12 protein-coding genes are annotated in these 16,842 nt (G+C 59.6%); 10 read left to right on the top strand and 2 right to left on the bottom strand.

What is annotated here, in order from left to right; translation table 11 throughout:
• Window positions 1–11: 11 nt before the first annotated feature.
• Window positions 12–1,193 carry an acyltransferase family protein gene (locus GLX_RS14335; protein ID WP_041247468.1) on the bottom strand — a complete coding sequence of 394 codons (1,182 nt, stop codon included), beginning with the start codon at window positions 1,191–1,193 and terminating at the stop codon, window positions 12–14.
• Window positions 1,194–1,509: 316 nt separating this feature from the next.
• On the opposite strand from GLX_RS14335, the gene GLX_RS14340 reads away from it, so the two are divergent.
• From GLX_RS14340 to GLX_RS14355, 4 genes are read left to right on the top strand one after another with little or no spacing between them, the layout of a single operon-like run.
• Window positions 1,510–2,619: a GumK N-terminal domain-containing glycosyltransferase gene (locus GLX_RS14340; RefSeq protein WP_041247910.1), complete on the top strand. Its 1,110-nt coding sequence runs from the start codon at window positions 1,510–1,512 to the stop codon at window positions 2,617–2,619.
• 44 nt (window positions 2,620–2,663) lie between these two features.
• Window positions 2,664–3,815, top strand: coding sequence for a glycosyltransferase (locus GLX_RS14345; protein WP_041247469.1), 1,152 nt, complete (start codon window positions 2,664–2,666; stop codon window positions 3,813–3,815).
• On the top strand, window positions 3,812–5,017 hold the full coding sequence (locus tag GLX_RS14350; protein ID WP_014106677.1) for a glycosyltransferase: 1,206 nt from the start codon (window positions 3,812–3,814) through the stop codon (window positions 5,015–5,017). The genes GLX_RS14345 and GLX_RS14350 overlap by 4 nt, the downstream gene beginning before the upstream one ends.
• Window positions 5,014–5,979 (top strand): glycosyltransferase family 2 protein, encoded by a 966-nt coding sequence (locus GLX_RS14355; RefSeq protein ID WP_014106678.1) that lies wholly within the window; start codon window positions 5,014–5,016, stop codon window positions 5,977–5,979. The genes GLX_RS14350 and GLX_RS14355 overlap by 4 nt, the downstream gene beginning before the upstream one ends.
• A 104-nt stretch (window positions 5,980–6,083) precedes the next feature.
• On the opposite strand, the gene GLX_RS14360 is transcribed toward GLX_RS14355, so the two are convergent.
• Window positions 6,084–7,415 carry a UDP-glucose dehydrogenase family protein gene (locus GLX_RS14360; protein ID WP_041247470.1) on the bottom strand — a complete coding sequence of 444 codons (1,332 nt, stop codon included), beginning with the start codon at window positions 7,413–7,415 and terminating at the stop codon, window positions 6,084–6,086.
• Between the two features lie 315 nt (window positions 7,416–7,730).
• Here GLX_RS14360 and GLX_RS14365 point away from each other — a divergent pair, with 315 nt between their 5' ends.
• The 6 genes from GLX_RS14365 (at window position 7,731) to GLX_RS14390 (ending at window position 16,778) form a co-directional block, all read left to right on the top strand.
• Window positions 7,731–9,209: a mannose-1-phosphate guanylyltransferase/mannose-6-phosphate isomerase gene (locus tag GLX_RS14365; RefSeq protein WP_041247471.1), complete on the top strand. Its 1,479-nt coding sequence runs from the start codon at window positions 7,731–7,733 to the stop codon at window positions 9,207–9,209.
• A gap of 352 nt (window positions 9,210–9,561) precedes the next feature.
• Entirely contained in the window at window positions 9,562–11,061 is a 1,500-nt protein-coding gene (locus GLX_RS14370; RefSeq protein ID WP_231850354.1) for a sugar transferase, read from the top strand.
• A 38-nt stretch (window positions 11,062–11,099) separates the two neighbouring features.
• The gene (locus tag GLX_RS14375) at window positions 11,100–11,915 is read left to right on the top strand and encodes a WecB/TagA/CpsF family glycosyltransferase (protein ID WP_193360650.1); all 816 of its coding nucleotides are present in this window, start codon (window positions 11,100–11,102) and stop codon (window positions 11,913–11,915) included.
• 5 nt (window positions 11,916–11,920) lie between these two features.
• Window positions 11,921–14,131 (top strand): GumC family protein, encoded by a 2,211-nt coding sequence (locus tag GLX_RS14380; RefSeq protein WP_014106683.1) that lies wholly within the window; start codon window positions 11,921–11,923, stop codon window positions 14,129–14,131.
• Between the two features lie 17 nt (window positions 14,132–14,148).
• Entirely contained in the window at window positions 14,149–15,300 is a 1,152-nt protein-coding gene (locus tag GLX_RS14385) for a glycosyltransferase family 4 protein (RefSeq protein WP_041247912.1), read from the top strand.
• Window positions 15,300–16,778 (top strand): oligosaccharide flippase family protein, encoded by a 1,479-nt coding sequence (locus tag GLX_RS14390; protein WP_014106685.1) that lies wholly within the window; start codon window positions 15,300–15,302, stop codon window positions 16,776–16,778. The genes GLX_RS14385 and GLX_RS14390 overlap by 1 nt, the downstream gene beginning before the upstream one ends.
• Window positions 16,779–16,842 lie beyond the last annotated feature (64 nt).

A 16,842-nucleotide genomic window follows, 5' to 3' on the forward strand; every position in this document is an offset into this window, starting at 1 on the left:
AAGGTGTGGTGTCAGACGCGAGAGACATGCGTGTCCGTTCCCTCTCCTGCGGTGATCGGGCGAATGCTGGCAGCAGCCGGGTTGAGAATGGCGCGCCCCAGATGGCGCCCCAGGTTATGCAGGGGCAGTTCCAGCAGCGCATAGGTCAGTGCCGCGAGCGCCGTAGTCAGCACCACTGTTGCTATGCCCAGGGTGAACTGCGTGAATGAAGGATGCGAAAGCATGACAGGTGCGCCCCATACGCGCGCTGCCACGCTGAACACGATCAGCATGACCGGCAGATGCAGCAGGTAGATGCCATAGGACAGTTCACCCACCGCAATGACCGGCTTGCTGAGCAGCAGGCGATACTGTCGCCCCGATGCATACAGGTCGCGGATAACGACAAACGCCGCCACCGTCTCGATCATGTCGGGAATGCGTTCGGGCAGGTTGAGTGGGGCAAGGGCATAACGGTCATACAGGAGTACCGCCACCCCCAGCAGCGCGTATAATCCGTGCCGACGGGGCAGGGCGGTAGGCAGCAGCGGGATCAGCGCCCCCAGCCCGAAGCACAGGGCAAAGACCGTACCCACCTCATGCGGCACAGGCAGCAGGGCAATGGCGGCAAGCGCTACTAGCGTGACCACGCGCAGGCGGCGCGCACGGACCAGCATGAACAGGAGCGGAAACACCACAGAGTACATCAGTTCGACACGCAGCGACCACATGGGTCCATTATAGCGGGTGAACATGCCGGTTATCGATGCGATGGTATTCCAGATGGAAACCGGTGTCTGCAGGTTGCGCGACAGCCAGCCCACGAATACCCCATCCGCCACCAGTCCGCGCGCAATGACCATGCTGACAATGGCAAGGATGATGGAAAACCAGAGCAGCGGATAGATCCTGAACAGGCGCTTTATATAAAAACTGCCAATAATGCGCCCGGTCATGTGCGTATATTTTTGCAGGGAAAGAGAAAGCACGCACCCGCTCAATACAAAAAACAGCACGACAGCGGCCTCTGCATTGAAGGCATAGGTCATGAGATCATGCAGGGCCGCCTGTGGTGCTGGCCGGGAGGGTTGGCTGTAGCGAAAAACCTGTATGGCATGGCCGAACAGTACGACCAGACAGGCAACACCGCGCAACGATGTCAACTGGTGCAGATAATTCCGCTCCGTTCCCGAAGTTTCTGTCACGGATGGCATTACTGAATTTCCCTCGGCGCATGAATGGCGTGGATGGTGCAGAGGCATGTCTGTGTAGTGGCTGGCGCAGCCTAACAGAATATAAATGTAGAAAACACGCAAAATGTGGCAACACAATTCTTTGTCCCGCTGTCATCATCGTGGCACGAACTTGTCATCGTACTGCCTTAATCCGGGGGTGGATTGAGGCGTTCCACAAGTTCAGGTGTGTCGTGATCCCTGCCAGAATCACCATATGCGGCCGGAGCGGGAGCCGCCTGTCCCGGCATGGTCATATGCCGGGCAGGCTTGGCACAAGATGGGAGTCACTTTTTTCATGACACGGTCCCTATTCATTTCAGTTCATGATTTTCGTAGTTTACGCAAGGCAAGTATTCATTTTATCGCAGCGGAAATGGCGCGCAGGGGGCCGACTGCTTTTCTGTCCATCGGCCTGAGTTCACTATCGTTGCGGCGGGGGGATACGCGTGCAAATCTGGTCGGGCGTGCCAATAAAGTGGAAACGGTCGATGGCGTGGAGTGCTATCTGTGGCGTATGCGCTGGCATCCGTTCAACATGCGCAGGCCAGTGCTTGCGCCGGTGGAGCGTGGGCTGTTCTGGCTTTACCGGCAGATGCTGCCTGCCATTGCCCGCAAATGGATACGGCGCGCGGATACGGTTTTTATTGAATCGGGGATGGCGCCAATATTTATTGCAGATGTAAGGAAACTTAATCCGACTGCCCGTATTATTTACCTGATGTCCGATGACCTGGAGGTTGTGGGGTGTGCGGATACGATCAAAAATGATTTCGTGCGCAATTTCGATATGATCGATACTGTTCGCATGCCCTCGCGCTACCTGCTGGAATGTCTGCCCCATGGGCGCTCCGCCGTTTTTGCGCCGCATGGCATCGACCGCAGTATTGCCGAAAAGACGTATCCCGACCCGTACCGTCCGGGGCGTATCAGTTGCGTCTCGATCGGTTCGATGCTGTTCGACAGGACATTCTTCCAGTTTGCAGCCAAACTGCGTCCTGATATCGACTTTCACATCATTGGCGCGGGACATGCGGCCGACGGGCTGGATGCGCCCAACATCATTATTCATCCCGAAATGGCGTTTGAACGCACGTTGTCTTACCTGCAACACGCCAGCTTTGGCGTGGCGCCGTACCGTGATGCCAATACACCACGCTACCTGCTGGATACGTCGCTCAAGCTGCGACAGTTCGCGCTGTTTGGCATTCCTGCCGTCTGCCCGGATTTTGCGCTCAATAATACCGTGGGGCGCTACGGCTACCGTCCGGGCAACGCGCAATCCATTGGCCAGGCGATCGAGGGTGCCCTGCATTCTTCCGAAACGATAGAACTCGATGCCCATGGCTGGCCCGAGGTCGTGCAGCGCATTCTTACGCCACAGGCTTATCCCGATACCCATGTATGACAGCAGGCCAGACCTGCACCCACGCACAAGAAAGGGCGAGAGAGATGACTGAGGCAGGTAAAGACAGCAGCGAGCTGGATATTTCGGTTGTCATGGCCACCTATAATGGTGCTGCCCATATTCGCGAACAACTCGACAGCCTGGCCGCGCAGACCTGCCTGCCTGCCGAACTGATCATAACGGATGATGGATCAACCGACGCAACACTGGATATCGCGGCGGATTTTGCGCGTACCGCACCCTTTGCGGTCCAGATCCACCGTAACCCCGAGCGGCTTGGTTACAAGGGTAATTTCATGCGCGCCGTGGGTCTGGCTTCAGGCGACCTGATCTCGTTCTGTGATCAGGATGATTTCTGGAAGCCGGACAACCTTGCCAAGGTCCAGCGTGCCTTTGCCGATGATCCTGACGTGATGATGGTCTTCCACAATGCCCGTCTGGTCGATGCGCAGCGCAATCCCATTTCCACTTTTTATGCAACGCCGCCCATTCCCGCCGTCGCCCGACCACTTACGTTGCAGCCATGGAGTTTTTCATACGGTTTCATGCAGACCTTCCGTTCTGTGCTCAAGCCAGCGGCAGTGCAGTGGCCGCGCATGCACGACCATTACAATCCGGGCAAGGAAATGGGGCATGACCTGTATTTCTTCCTGGTGGCATCGGGTGTCGGCACGATTGTCTATCTTGATGACGAACTGGCCGAATACCGCATCCATGGCGGCAATACCGTGGGTTCGGGCAAACGCACCAAGCCCACACTCATTGACCGCTGGCGCTATCGTCTGGAGGACCGGGCCGAAACCTACCGCTACCTTGCCCGTATGACCGTGCAGGACAGTGCTCTCTTTGCCGATCTGGCGCAGGATCCGGCCCTGCCCGATGCGTTACGGGAGCGTGCACGTACGGCCGCAGCCGCGTGGGGCGCGTTGGAGAAGCTGTACAGCACGCGGGCGGAGGTCTGTTCAGCCAGCCTGCCGCGCCGGGTTGCGGCCTTTGTCCAACTGATGCGCGCGGGGGGCTACAGCGAGCGCTCATTCTGGACGTTTGGGGGCCGGGCGATGAAAAAGGATGCGGTGCTGGGTGTGCTGCTTGCCCCGCTTGTGCGCCGTTTTGGCCGTGAATCATCGCGCACCGACCGGGCCTGCCACCGTGGCCATGCCTCCATTGCCGCCAGCCCGCAGGCCATGGCGGCATGATGATCGCCAACGGTGCGACAGGGGAGGTGCCACCATCTGGCGGTTCCAGACCCTGTGTTGCGATCTACCGCACACAGATCCTGCCCATTTCGGAAACATTCGTGCGCGACCAGGCCCGTGCGCTGCGGCGCTGGCGACCCGTGCTGACAGGCGAGCGTACGATCGGGCAATTGCCGCTTGATGGCATGGCTGTACGCGCGCTGCATGACGGGCCACCAACCCTGCTGCAGCGCCTGATCGGCATGGGCGCGCGCTACCTTGACCGCCCCGTGCCCGGCATGCTGCGGTTGATGCGCGGTGTGGCGCCAAAGCTGGTGCATGCCCATTTTGGCTTTGACGGGGTGGAAGCGTGGCCAGTGGCGCGTGCACTTGGTGTGAGGCTGCTGATCACGCTGCATGGGTCCGACATTACAACAGACATGCACTGGTTTGCCTCTGGTGGTGGGGGGCAGCGGTGGCGTGCCTATCCGCGCCGGCTGAAACGGCTGGCGACTGAACCGCAGGTCAGCTTTGTCGCCGTCTCCCACAGTATCCGCGAAGCCGCCATCCGCGCCGGCCTGCCACCACAACGCATTCATGTCTGCCCCATCGGGATTGACGTGCAGCGTTTCCGGCATACGGGCCGGCCCGTGGCCGAACGCGGGCCGGTCATCCTGTTTGCGGGCCGACTGGTGGAAAAGAAGGGCTGCCGCTACCTGATCGAGGCTTTCCGTACCGTACGCGCGCAGATGCCCGATGCACGGTTGGTCATAGCGGGTGATGGCCCCGAGCGCGTCATGCTCTCCACCATGGCTGCGGATATGGAGGGCATTACATTCCATGGCCGTTATTCCGCAGCCCAGATGCAGCCCCTGCTGGCGGAGGCGCGGGTATTCTGCCTGCCCAGTGTCACGGCGCGTAATGGCGATGCAGAAGGCATGGGGCTGGTACTGCTGGAAGCACAGGCCTGCGGCGTGCCGGTCGTGACATCCGCACGCGGTGGTGCCACTGAAGGCATCATCAATGGCGAAACCGGTTTTGCGTTTGCCGAAGGCGATGTCGCGGCACTGAGCGCCCACCTGCTCGCTATCCTGCGTGATAACGGGCTCGCTGCACGCATGTCCGCCGCCGGTCCCGTTTTCGTGGCGCAGCAGCATGACCTCTCGCGCTGGGCCGCAACATTGGAAGATATCTATGACAGCATGACAGGGCGCACATCATGAATACTTCCATGTCCGTCAGCCTCATCATTACCACTTATAATGCCCAGGCGTTCATCATGCGGGCCATGGCGTCTGCGCTTGAGCAGACAGCACCGCCGCTGGAAATCATTGTAGTCGATGACTGCTCCACCGATGGTACGCCCGAAATACTGAGCAGGCTGGAACGTGGGCATGACAAGATCCGTGTCCTGTCCACACCCCGTAATGGCGGTCCGTCACTGGCGCGTAATGTAGGGCTGGATGCAGCGCGCGGTGACTGGGTGGCTTTTCTGGACGCGGATGACGCCTTTGCACCCGAAAGGCTGGAAGTCATCATGGCGCGTGCGGCACAGGGGGATTGTGACGGCGTAGCCGATGATCTGGCCTATTACGATGCCATTGCAGCGCAGGTCACGGGCCGGGCAATGGGCGCGGGCCAGGTGCCGCGGGCCCCTGTCAGCCTGCGCGATTATGTGGCCCATAACCTTTCGGGGGGGAAGGGATTTGACTGGGGGCTGCTTAAGCCCGTGCTGCGGCGGAAGTTCCTGCTTGAGCACGCCATACATTATGACCCCGCCGTACGTCATGGGGAGGATTTCCTGCTCATGGTCACGTTCCTTCTGGCGGGCGGCCGGTTTTGCCTGACGGACCATGCGACGTATCTCTATACCCAGCGCCAGGGTAGCGTGAGCATGCAGGCGTCTGGCATGTCACGTACCACCATTGCCTACCGGGACATGCACGATACGGCGCTGGCGCTGGCAGATGATCCACGGATGCGCGATGACCCGGAACTGGTTGGCCTGCTGTACCAGCGTGCGGCGGGCCTGCAGCGGCTGGATGATTCGCATTTTGTCTCGGTTGCCCTACGTGCGGGCGCGGTGGGGGCAATCTTGCGGCGTATCATCAGGCGGCCAGCTTTCCTGCCTGCCATGATCCGGCAGGTTGCCATGGCGCTCAGGCGCAGGCTCTGTCATTCCTGATCCATGACGTGCGTGGGGCGGCCCATTATAATGGGCCGCCCCTTTCGTTATATGCTCTTCAATAAACCCGGGCCATGCAGGCATGACCCGGGTTAGGTGCATGTTCAGGAAGCCGCCACCACATCGGGGCGGCCAAGTGAGATGTAGTCAAAACCCGCTTCCTTGAGTGTCTGCGGGTCCCAGATATTGCGCAGGTCCGCAATCTTGCGGCCCTTCATCTGTCGCTTGATCTTTTCAGGGGCAAAGGAGCGGAATTCATTCCACTCCGTCAGCACCACAAGAATGTCGGCACCTTCCAGCGCATCCATGGCATCCTTACAGTAAGTAACCGACTTGGGCAGAACCGGTCGCGCAGTCTGCATGCCAGCAGGGTCGAAGGCACGGATATGCGCACCCGCCTTGTCCAGTTGGTCCAGCACGACAATGGAGGCAGCCTCCCGCATGTCATCGGTCTCGGGCTTGAAGGTCAGTCCCAGCACACCGATCGTAAGTCCCTTTACGTCACCATCGGCAAAGGCGATGATCCGCTCGCCCATATTCTTCATGCGCTGTTCGTTGACCGAGACCGTGGTCTCGATCAGCCGTACCGGAGAACCGGCATTGCGACCGATGGCCGTCAGCGCGCGGGTATCCTTGGGGAAGCACGAACCGCCAAAGCCTGGGCTGGGGTGCAGGAACTTCTTGCCGATACGCCCGTCCAGCCCGATGGAGCGGGCAACATCGTTCACATCCGCCCCCACTTTTTCACACAGATCCGAAATTTCATTGATGAAGGTAATCTTCATCGCAAGGAACGAATTGGCGGCGTATTTGATCAGTTCGGCCGTTTCGAGGCCGGTAAAGACAATCGGCCGTTCCAGCAGGTAAAGCGGGCGATAGAGCTTGCGCAGGATATCCTGAGCGCGCTGCGTTCCGCCGGGCTTGTTCTGGTCTGTGCCGATCACTACACGGTCAGGTTTCATGAAATCGACAATGGCATTTCCTTCACGCAGGAATTCCGGATTGGATGCAACATCGAAATCCAGGTCCGGCCGTGTTTCACGCACAATACGTGCAATTTCACGCCCGGTGCCTACCGGTACTGTCGATTTTGTTACAATGACAGTATAGCCCTCCGCCACACGGGCAACTTGTTCGACTGCGGCATAGACGTAACTTGTATCGGCCTGCCCATCGCCCCGGCGTGAAGGCGTGCCCACTGCAACAAATACGGCGTCCGCCCCCCTTACGGCGGCGGCCATGTCATCACCAAAGGTCAGACGCCCGGCTTCCACATTTTCCGCTACCAGGCGGTCAAGGCCGGGTTCGTAAATCGGTATACGCCCTTCCCGCAGGGCGGCCAGTCGGTCGGGGTTGGTTTCAACAATGGCAACATCCGTACCGAATTCAGCAAAGCACGTACCGGAGACCAACCCAACGTAGCCTCCACCGATCATAGCAATTCGCACCTGGACCTCCCTGATTGTATCTCGCGGCCTGTTGTCCATAACAGGCGCAAACCCATGGCTTTCAAATCGGTTTTAAGAAAACTCACAGCAATGATGGCTGCATGTTCCGTAACGCGGAATATGTCATGCGGACCTTACACAACGGCATGAACACGACAAAAATATGTTTGCACACCACATTCTTGACAAAAAAAATAGGCCTATGTTCCTCCCCGGCAGGAATGGCTGGCACGAGATCTACCGTTGCGTGGCCACGGCTGCGGATACGCATACCATGAAACATACATGACGGAGTTGCGATCCATGACTTTTATGACAGTAACGGATGTACACATTCCTTCCGTCCAGCCCGAAAGGCGCGCCATTATCCCTGTTATCCTATCAGGCGGGACGGGTACGCGCCTATGGCCCGTTTCGCGTGCAAGCCACCCCAAGCAGTTCTGGGCGCTGACTTCTGCGCACACCATGATTGGCGAGACATTGCAGCGTGCCACGGGTGAAGCGTTCGCGCCCCCGATTGTGGTTTGTAACCAGGACCACCGTTTTCTCGTGGCCGAACAACTGCGCGAGAATGGCTGCGAGGACGGGCGTATCATCCTTGAACCCGCCGCGCGCAACACGGCTGCCGCCATTGCCGCGGCTGCCCTGCTGGCGGCAGACGAAGACCCCGATACCCTGCTGTGGATCATGGCGGCCGATGCCTCCTTCCGTCACCTCGAACGCCTGGCGGCCGCACTGGAAAAAGGCGTCCAGGCCGCGCGTGCGGGTTATATCGTGACATTCGGTATCCAGCCTGATTCACCCGAGACCGGCTATGGCTACATCCGCAGTGATGGCCCGCTATACCCCGATGGTGACAGTACGGATGTGCAGCGCGTGGTCAGCTTTATTGAAAAGCCCGACCGCCTGCGTGCGACGGAAATGTTGAAGGAAGGCGGTTATCTGTGGAATTCAGGCATGCTCATGGTTCAGGCATCGGTCATGCTGGCGGAACTGGAGCGACATGAACCCACTATTTTGGAATGCGTACGCGCATCTCTTGAGCATAGCCAGAATGACCTTACCTTTCGCCGCCTTGATACGGAATCCTTTCTGCGCTGCCCCAATGTCAGCATTGATTACGTGGTCATGGAACGCACGGACCGTGCGGTTGTCATCCCGGCCGATCTGGGCTGGACGCATGTGGGCAACTGGAACGCGCTGTGGGAACTGGGTGACAAGGACGTGCGGGGCAATGTGGCGGTTGGTGATGTCGTGCTTGAGCAGTCGCATAACTGTTACGTTCGTAGCGAAGGCATGCTGACCGCTGTGGCGGGGCTGACGGATGTGGCGCTGATTGTCACATCCGATGCGGTGCTGGCCATTCATCGTGATTACGCGCAGGACGTATCGGCACTGGTGGCGCAACTGAAGGCCAGTCGCAGGCCCGAGGCTGAAATTCACAATCGTTGTTACCGGCCATGGGGTTTTTATGAAGGGCTGATCCAGGGCGAGCGTTTCCAGGTCAAGCGGATCGTGGTGTATCCGGGGCAGAAGCTGTCGCTGCAGAAGCATTTCCATCGGGCGGAACACTGGGTTGTTGTCAGCGGTACCGCAATGGTCACACGGGACGAGGAAAATCTTCTGTTACAGGAAAACGAAAGTGTCTATCTGCCGTTAGGGTGTATGCACCGACTTGAAAACCCAGGCCGTATTCCCTTGACCCTGATCGAGGTCCAGTCCGGTCCTTATCTGGGGGAGGACGATATCGTCCGCTTCGAGGATACATACGGCCGACAGTAACAGCGTAGGGTGCGCCCCTTTGGTCCATAATGAATTGAATGGACTGAATATGGCAGAAAGTCAGGATGTGTGCGAGGAATCTCGTTTCACTACAATAACGTTCATCAAATCTGGTTAATTTTTTATGAAACCATCGTGATGGGCCAGTTTATGTTTCTGTATTGTAGGCGTGACATATTTTGGCCCCAAAACAGGCAGAGTATTGCCTGACCGGACCAGGTATTTTCGAGTCTGGGATAACAACAATAAAAGTGGAGGTTTTTTCGCACTTGATTGTGCAGTGCGGAAAATGACGGGCAAAGCCTTAATCCGGCGTCAGGTCGTATTCCGCGTCGACAGGAGATGTTTCAAGATGAGCGAGGCACTCAGGCAGTTGAAAAACGGCGAACCCGACCTGTCGTTATCTGCGGTAGGTGAAAGTACGATCAGGCGCCCGCATATGGGGCGTCAGGTTGATGACAACAGCTTTTCATACCGTCATCCCCTCCTTCCGCAGATTGTGATCCTGTCGGATGCGGTCTGTGTGTGTGTTGCTGTCATGGCATACATTGCCTGGCAGCGCATGTATGACATGCCCGAACTGTCCGGTGAGTTCGTGCTGGCCAATATCATGGCGGCTGGTGGGTTCCTGCTGTTTCCACGCAATGTCCCGCTTCTTGACATCCCTGATGTAACACGGTTCTCCGCCCAGTTGCGCTACCTGCTGCCGCCCATGCTTTTTGGTGCGGCAATTTTTTGTACCGTTCTGCTCCTGCTGTCCTGGCCCATGGGGGCGGCGTTGGGCAGGGGGGGCGAGTGGCTGGTGTTTGTTGCGATCATGCTGGCGGCGGAACGTATCGTGGGTACATACCTTCTGCATACGGATGCCATAGCCCGCCGCCTGGCGTGCCGGGTCGCCATCATCGGGGCTGGTCCGCAGGCGCACCGGATGGCCGCGCGCATCAATACCCGCATGCAGCGCACATTCCGCCTTATCGGCCTGTTTGATGACGGAGGTGGCAAGGTTGATGGCACAGTGGAAGACCTTGTCGTGCGTGCGCGCGAGGAGGGGATCGATGCCGTCATCATGAACTTCTCGCCTGATGAAGGTGGACAGCAGCATGTCATGGATGAACTGTGGCGGCTGCGCGGCATGCTGGCTGATGTCTATGTTGTGCCGACACTGATGACGGATGACTGCCACGGTTGGCCGGTTGAACGCTTCGGGCCGTTCTCGCTGACCGTGCTGCAGCGCCGCCCCCTGAGCGAATGGGATATGATGCAGAAGCGTGCCTTTGACATTACGGTCGGCACGCTGCTGCTGGTGGCGCTTTCTCCCGTACTACTTGTGGTGGCGGTGGCAATCAAGCTGGACTCTCGCGGGCCGATCCTGTTCTGCCAGCCGCGTCAGGGATACAACAATCTTTACTTTAACGTGTTTAAGTTCCGCTCCATGTATACCGACATGGCTGACCGGGATGCGGCACGCCAGACATCGCGCACCGACCCGCGGGTGACGCGCGTAGGCAGGTGGATCCGCAGGCTGAGCATTGATGAACTGCCCCAGCTTTTTAATGTGCTGCGTGGCGAGATGTCGCTTGTCGGCCCACGCCCGCACGCACCGCAGACACGCGCTGGCGGCCAACTCCTGCATGAGGCAATGGAAGAATACGTAGCCCGCCACCGGGTGCAACCCGGCATTACAGGTTGGGCGCAGATCAACGGGTCGCGCGGTGAACTGGTCACGCGCGATGATCTGTGCCGCCGTGTCGTGCTGGATCTTGAATACATACGCGCCTGGTCGATCTGGCTGGATATCAAGATCATTTTCCTGACCGTGAAGCGCGAAATTTTCAGCCGGAATGCATTCTGATTTCTCAATTTCTCCAGATGATGAACGGTGTATTCAAAATGAACGCAAATACTGAAATAAAGGTGGACAACACGGTGGTCGATGTCATGGGCCTGCCCCTGAGTGACATCTCGCGTGATGAGATCATAGAACGTGTGATCAGTGCCGTGCGGGCACGACAGAAAATGGTCATCGTCAATGCCAATGCCCATATGGCCGTCGTGTCGCAGGGCCAGGGCTGGCTGCGTACCCTGTTCCGGCGGGCTGATATTGCTTTTTGTGACGGGGCAGGGGTGCAGCTTGCCGCAATGGTGCTGACCGGCCGGCGCCTGCCGCGCACTACACCACCGGAATGGATCGGTCCCGTCCTGTCACGGCTGGGGGGGGATGCATCTGTCTTCTGGATCGGGGGCAAGCCGGGTGTGGTGGAGGACGCGGCCCGTGCGTTCTCCGCACGCTATGGTGTGCGCACGGCAGGCACCCAGCATGGCTTTTTTGACCAGACTCCCGGTTCGCGTGAATCAATACAACTGCTTGAGCGCGTGCTGGAAACCCGGCCCGACATCATTCTGCTGACCATGGGCATGCCACGCCAGGAAAGCTGGCTGCGCGATAATATGGACCATATTCCCACAGGTGTGATGCTGACGGCAGGCGCCTTGGTGGACCATGCGGCGGGGCATGTGCACCGCCCGCCCCGGTGGGTGGCGAACATGGGGCTTGAATGGCTTGTGCGTCTGGTGCGTGAACCACGCAGGCTGTGGCGGCGTTACCTGCTGGGGCTGCCTGTATTTGGTTTTTACGTTCTTGTTTACTTGTTGCGTAAGGGCCGTGGCGGGGCAGCATCGTCCCTCTCGCGCAAGCTGGCGGGGTAATCGGCATGAATTATGTTTCCTTACAGGGACGGGCCACTTCAATGTCATGGACAGCGCAGGACATGGGTCTTGTCATACGCCAGACGCTGCGGGCCTTCCTGCGGCACCGCTTCCTTTTTGTAATGACTGTGCTTGGCGTGCTTGTTGCGGGGGCGGCGGTCATGCTCACGCTCAAACCGCGCTATACAGCCACCGCCACGGTTGTGGTGTCTGGCCGCGCGCAGCAGGACCCACTGGCCCCCAATGGCCAGCAGCAGAACCAGGCCCCGCCGGATGACTCGCTGGTCCAGACCGAGGCGGCGATGATTCATTCGCGCAATGTGGCCGCCGCCGTTCTGGCGCAACTGCCCCCACCGGCTGCGGCCCAGCATGTCGGTATACGGGACAGGCTGTGCCACATGGGGGCCGGTTTCCTGTGCCGCGCGCAGCAACAGGTCGATCCGGCCGTGCAGCATGCGCGGGATGAGGATGCCTTCCTCAACAACCTGACCGTCATACCCGAGGCCCATACCCAGATCCTCGACATCAACGTGGTCGATGGCGATGCCGCGCGCGCCGCCGCCCTGGCGGATGCGGTGGTGACGAATTACCAGCGCCTGGCCCTTGCGCGCCAGACGGCGGACATCAACCGCGTGGCCGCCTGGCTGGACAGCCGCACAGCCGAACTGCGCCAGCGCTGGATGGATGCGGTGGAAAAGGCCAATGCCTTCGATACCGCCCATGGCCTGACCAACACCAGTGAGGGCAGCACGTCCAGCCCGCTGATCGAACGCCAGATTGCTGATACGGCAGCCAATCTCAGCCAGGCGCAGGGACGCCTTGCCGCAGCCCAGGCACGAGCTGACGCGCTGCGTGACGCCGCCTCACGCGGGGATGCGCGAGCGGCAGTTGCCCTATCGCAGGAGCCGCTCCTTGTCAGCACCGCCAATGCGCTCATGCAGTTGCAGAGCACACGGCAGGAGGAAGCCGCAACCTATGGCCCGCAGCATCCACGCCTGCGTGCGCTGGACCAGCAGATTGCCGTCACGCGCGCAAGCCTTGCGGCCGAGACACAGGCGGCGCTGAACTCCATTCGCGAAGACCAGATTTCCGCCAGGGCGGAAGTGGACCGGCTGAATGAGAACCTTGACCTGCTGCGCCAGAAGGCAGGTGGGCAGAGCGCGCCCCAGGCCGAATACCGCACGCTGGACCAGGAAGCGCAGAGTGCGCGCACGGTATATGAAACCTTCCTTGAACATGCCAAGGAAGTGGTTGACCGCGCAGCCCTGCTGCAGCCGCCCATTTCGCTTGTCTCGCATGCTTCGGCTCCTGATGTGCCCAGCTTCCCCAACCGCAAGAAAATCGGCATGGGTCTTGTGGCCGTGGCCCTTGCCGCGGGTGCTGGCATCGTGCTGCTGCGTGATTACTTTACTGCGGGCTTTACCGAGATCGAGCGCCTGCGCGCCGCCGTACCGCTGCCCCTTATGGCCGTGATACCCAAGGTGCGCGCCCGTACCGAGCAGGGCGTGCGGCGGCATGTGATCGACCACCCCTATTCCCGCGCCACGGAAGCGGTGCGCAGTCTGGTCATGCAACTGTCCATGCGGGTGCATGACGGGGGTCAGCCGCTCTGCCTTGCCATTACCTCGGCCGGGCCGGAAGAAGGCAAGAGCACGCTGGCGCTGTGGATGGCCACCGTCGCCCGCCGGGGGGGGCAGAAGGTGCTGGTGATCGATGCGGACCACCGGCGCGGGATGCTTGACCAGTATCTGACTGATGTGACAACCGGCCGTCCCTCTCTGGGCATGAGCGACCTTGTGACTACCGGCGCGCGGGTGGAGGATGTCATACGCACCGACCCCGATACCGGCTTTGACTACATTCCCGCCGGGCGCACGATGGAACATGCCTTCAGCCCTGTCGAGATCCGCCGCCTGCGCGCCATGCTGGTGGAACTCAAGCGGTCGTATGAATTGATCATCATCGACTGTCCGCCGCTGCTGGGGCTGAGCGATGCGCTGGTGCACGCCAACATGTCCGATCAGGTGATCTTTGTGTGCCGATGGAAGAGCACGACACAGCGGGCCGTCATGGCCTGCCTTGAGCGACTGGAAACCAGTGGCGCGCCACTGGCTGGCGTGGTGGCTACCATGGTGGAGGACAACGCCATGGACGTGATGGGCTACAGCTACGGCAACCGGGATATCAAGATCCTGAACCGTTTTGACGAGAAATGAACGAGGGGGATGAAAAATTGAAGATCCTGCATATTTGCCGTCAGTTCAGTCCCTCTGTCGGTGGGTTGGAAGATTCTGTGCTTAACCTTGCGCGCAGCCAGCGCCAGAATCTGGGGGTGGATGCCCAGGTGCTGACACTCGACAGCGTTTTTGGTCGTCCCGGAAAGCTGCCGCATCGTGATATGGTCGATGACATACCCGTTACCCGCATTGCGTGGCGTGGCTCTACACGTTACCCGCTTGCACCCGAAGTGCTGCGCCATATCCGTGATTTTGATCTGCTGCATGTACACGCGATCGACTTCTTCTTTGATTTCCTGGCCTGGACATGGCCATTTCATCGCAAGACCATGATCGCTTCCACTCATGGCGGCTTTTTCCACACCGGGGCGCTGCGGCGGGTGAAAGAGATCTGGTTTCGCACCATTACCCCCATCTCGGTCCGTGCCTATTCGCGCATCGTGGCGTGCAGCTACAGCGATGCCGACATGTTCAGCAAGGTTGCCAGAGGCCGGCTGCAGACAATCGAGAACGGTATTAACCAGACCCGCTTCCGCGATGCGGCGTCGCGCACACCCAACCATACCATCCTTGCCTTCGGTCGGTTTGCCATCCACAAGCGGCTGAACCTGCTATTTGAACTTGTCGCACGCCTGCGGCGTGACAACCCGAAGTGGAACCTGATTGTGGCGGGACAGGATTCCAACCTGACTGCCGATGACCTGCGCGCGCAGGCCCGTGCCTGTGGCATTGCGGACAGCCTGCGGATCGTATCCGGGCCTGGTGATGCGGAACTGCGCGACCTGATGGGGGAGGCCAGTTTCTTTGGCTGCCTTTCCGCGCATGAAGGCTTCGGACTGGCGGCGGTCGAGGCCATGTCGGCTGGCCTTGTGCCGATCCTGAGCACGATTACCCCGTTTGTCCGCCTCATGCAGCAGGGGGCGGTGGGGGTGATGATCAACCCTGATGATCTGGCACCCGGCACGCGGGATGTGGAAGCCCTTGCCGCCTCCCTGCCCCAAACGGCGGACACGATGCGGGCACGCAACATGGATGTGGCCAGCCGGTACGACTGGAACAGCGTGGCCCAGGAATATGTGCGTGTCTACCAGCAGGTCCTTGGCCGCTCCCGGCCCCGGTCCGCCATGGTTACAGCAGGGGCGGAGTAATGGCACAGAGCAAATTTTCCACCAATTTCCTCTTCAACGTCTTCGGTTCCATTTTCCCCATTATCGTCTCGCTGGGCACGGTGCCCTTCTACCTGCACCTGATTGGCACGGACCGGTACGGTATTGTCGCGATATCATGGATCCTGTTGGGATACCTGGGGTTCCTTGATTTCGGCCTGTCGCGGGCTTCGGCCAATGCGTTGGCGCAACTGGGTCATGCCACGGCGCGCGAGCGTTCACCCGTGCTGATGACGGCCTTTTACAGCAACCTCGGCCTTGGCGCGCTGGGGGGGCTGATCCTGTACCCCATCGGTGATGTGGTGCTGATGCACTTCGTACGCATTCCGCCTGACCTGCTGGCTGAAACCCGCCACGCCTATCCATGGATGGCGGTCATGCTGCCGCTGGGTATGATCAATGGCGTGGCCACGGGGGCGCTGGAATCGCGCGAGCGCTTTCTGCTGTCCAACATGCTCAATTCCAGCACCACCATGGCGGGGCAGATCATTCCGCTGATCTGCATCTATCTGTGGGGGCCGCAGCTTACGGTTGTCCTTCCGGCCATCGTGCTGTCACGGCTGGGTATGATCATGCTGTCCTATTGTGTGGTCATTACACTGGAATGGCCGATCCGCCCGCTGGATTATGACGTGACATGGCTCAAGCGCCTGCTGGGCTACGGGTCATGGGTCAGTATTTCCAGCCTGATCAACCCGCTGCTCGATACATCCAACCAGCTTATCATCGGTGCGACGCTGGGGGTGACATCGGTGGGGCAGTACACGGTGCCCATGAATCTGGCCATGCGCTCGCAGGTGGTGGCCACGGCGCTTGCCCGGACGCTGTTTCCCCGCCTGTCGCGCGCCAACCGGGCGGAGGCGGTTGACCTGACCCGCCGGGCCACGGCCTCGCTCACCTACGGGTTTGGCATGATCTGCGCGCCCGGTATCCTGTTTTCCGGGGCGTTCTTGCATATGTGGGTGGGCGGGAATTTTGCCGATGTCTCGCGCCCTGTGGCCGAGATCCTGATGTTCGGGGCCTGGACCAACGGCATTGCTTTCCTGCCATACGGGCTGATTCAGGGACAGGGGCGGCCGCATGTCACGGCCAAGGTCTCGATGGTGGAGATCCTGCCTTTCTTCTGCGTGCTGTGGCTGTTCATCAAATGGTGGGGACTGCCCGGTGCGGCCGCTGCGTGGACATTACGGGTCACAATTAATTTAATTGCCCTTTATCTCCTGTCGGATTGCCTTTCCAGGCAGACTTGGCGGCTTGTGCCGGGAATGATAATCATGACAGGGGCATTGATCTTGAGTCTGCTGGTTCCCATGAGCCTTGTGGTCTCTGCCTGTGCAGCCACGGTAGCGGGACTTGCCATGGCTTTTGCTGCATACCGGCTGGACCCGGGCTTGCATGATATCGTGCACCGGTTTGTCCAGCGGGCGGGGGGGAATCCCCGTGTTACGATCACAGGTTAGGATGCAGTATGAAGGTCAGGCAGTTGCGGTGCAACGGCACGGTGGGGCGTTGTCTGTCGTGGGG

It is taken from the genome of Komagataeibacter medellinensis NBRC 3288 (genome assembly GCF_000182745.2).
Lineage (GTDB): Bacteria > Pseudomonadota > Alphaproteobacteria > Acetobacterales > Acetobacteraceae > Komagataeibacter > Komagataeibacter medellinensis.

Coding starts and splice junctions, on each gene's coding strand:
- GLX_RS14335 (WP_041247468.1), bottom strand. CDS start 1,193: ATGCCATCCGTGACAGAAACTTCGGGAACGGAGCGGAATTATCTGCAC.
- GLX_RS14340 (WP_041247910.1), top strand. CDS start 1,510: ATGACACGGTCCCTATTCATTTCAGTTCATGATTTTCGTAGTTTACGC.
- GLX_RS14345 (WP_041247469.1), top strand. CDS start 2,664: ATGACTGAGGCAGGTAAAGACAGCAGCGAGCTGGATATTTCGGTTGTC.
- GLX_RS14350 (WP_014106677.1), top strand. CDS start 3,812: ATGATGATCGCCAACGGTGCGACAGGGGAGGTGCCACCATCTGGCGGT.
- GLX_RS14355 (WP_014106678.1), top strand. CDS start 5,014: ATGAATACTTCCATGTCCGTCAGCCTCATCATTACCACTTATAATGCC.
- GLX_RS14360 (WP_041247470.1), bottom strand. CDS start 7,415: ATGATCGGTGGAGGCTACGTTGGGTTGGTCTCCGGTACGTGCTTTGCT.
- GLX_RS14365 (WP_041247471.1), top strand. CDS start 7,731: ATGACTTTTATGACAGTAACGGATGTACACATTCCTTCCGTCCAGCCC.
- GLX_RS14370 (WP_231850354.1), top strand. CDS start 9,562: ATGAGCGAGGCACTCAGGCAGTTGAAAAACGGCGAACCCGACCTGTCG.
- GLX_RS14375 (WP_193360650.1), top strand. CDS start 11,100: ATGAACGCAAATACTGAAATAAAGGTGGACAACACGGTGGTCGATGTC.
- GLX_RS14380 (WP_014106683.1), top strand. CDS start 11,921: ATGAATTATGTTTCCTTACAGGGACGGGCCACTTCAATGTCATGGACA.
- GLX_RS14390 (WP_014106685.1), top strand. CDS start 15,300: ATGGCACAGAGCAAATTTTCCACCAATTTCCTCTTCAACGTCTTCGGT.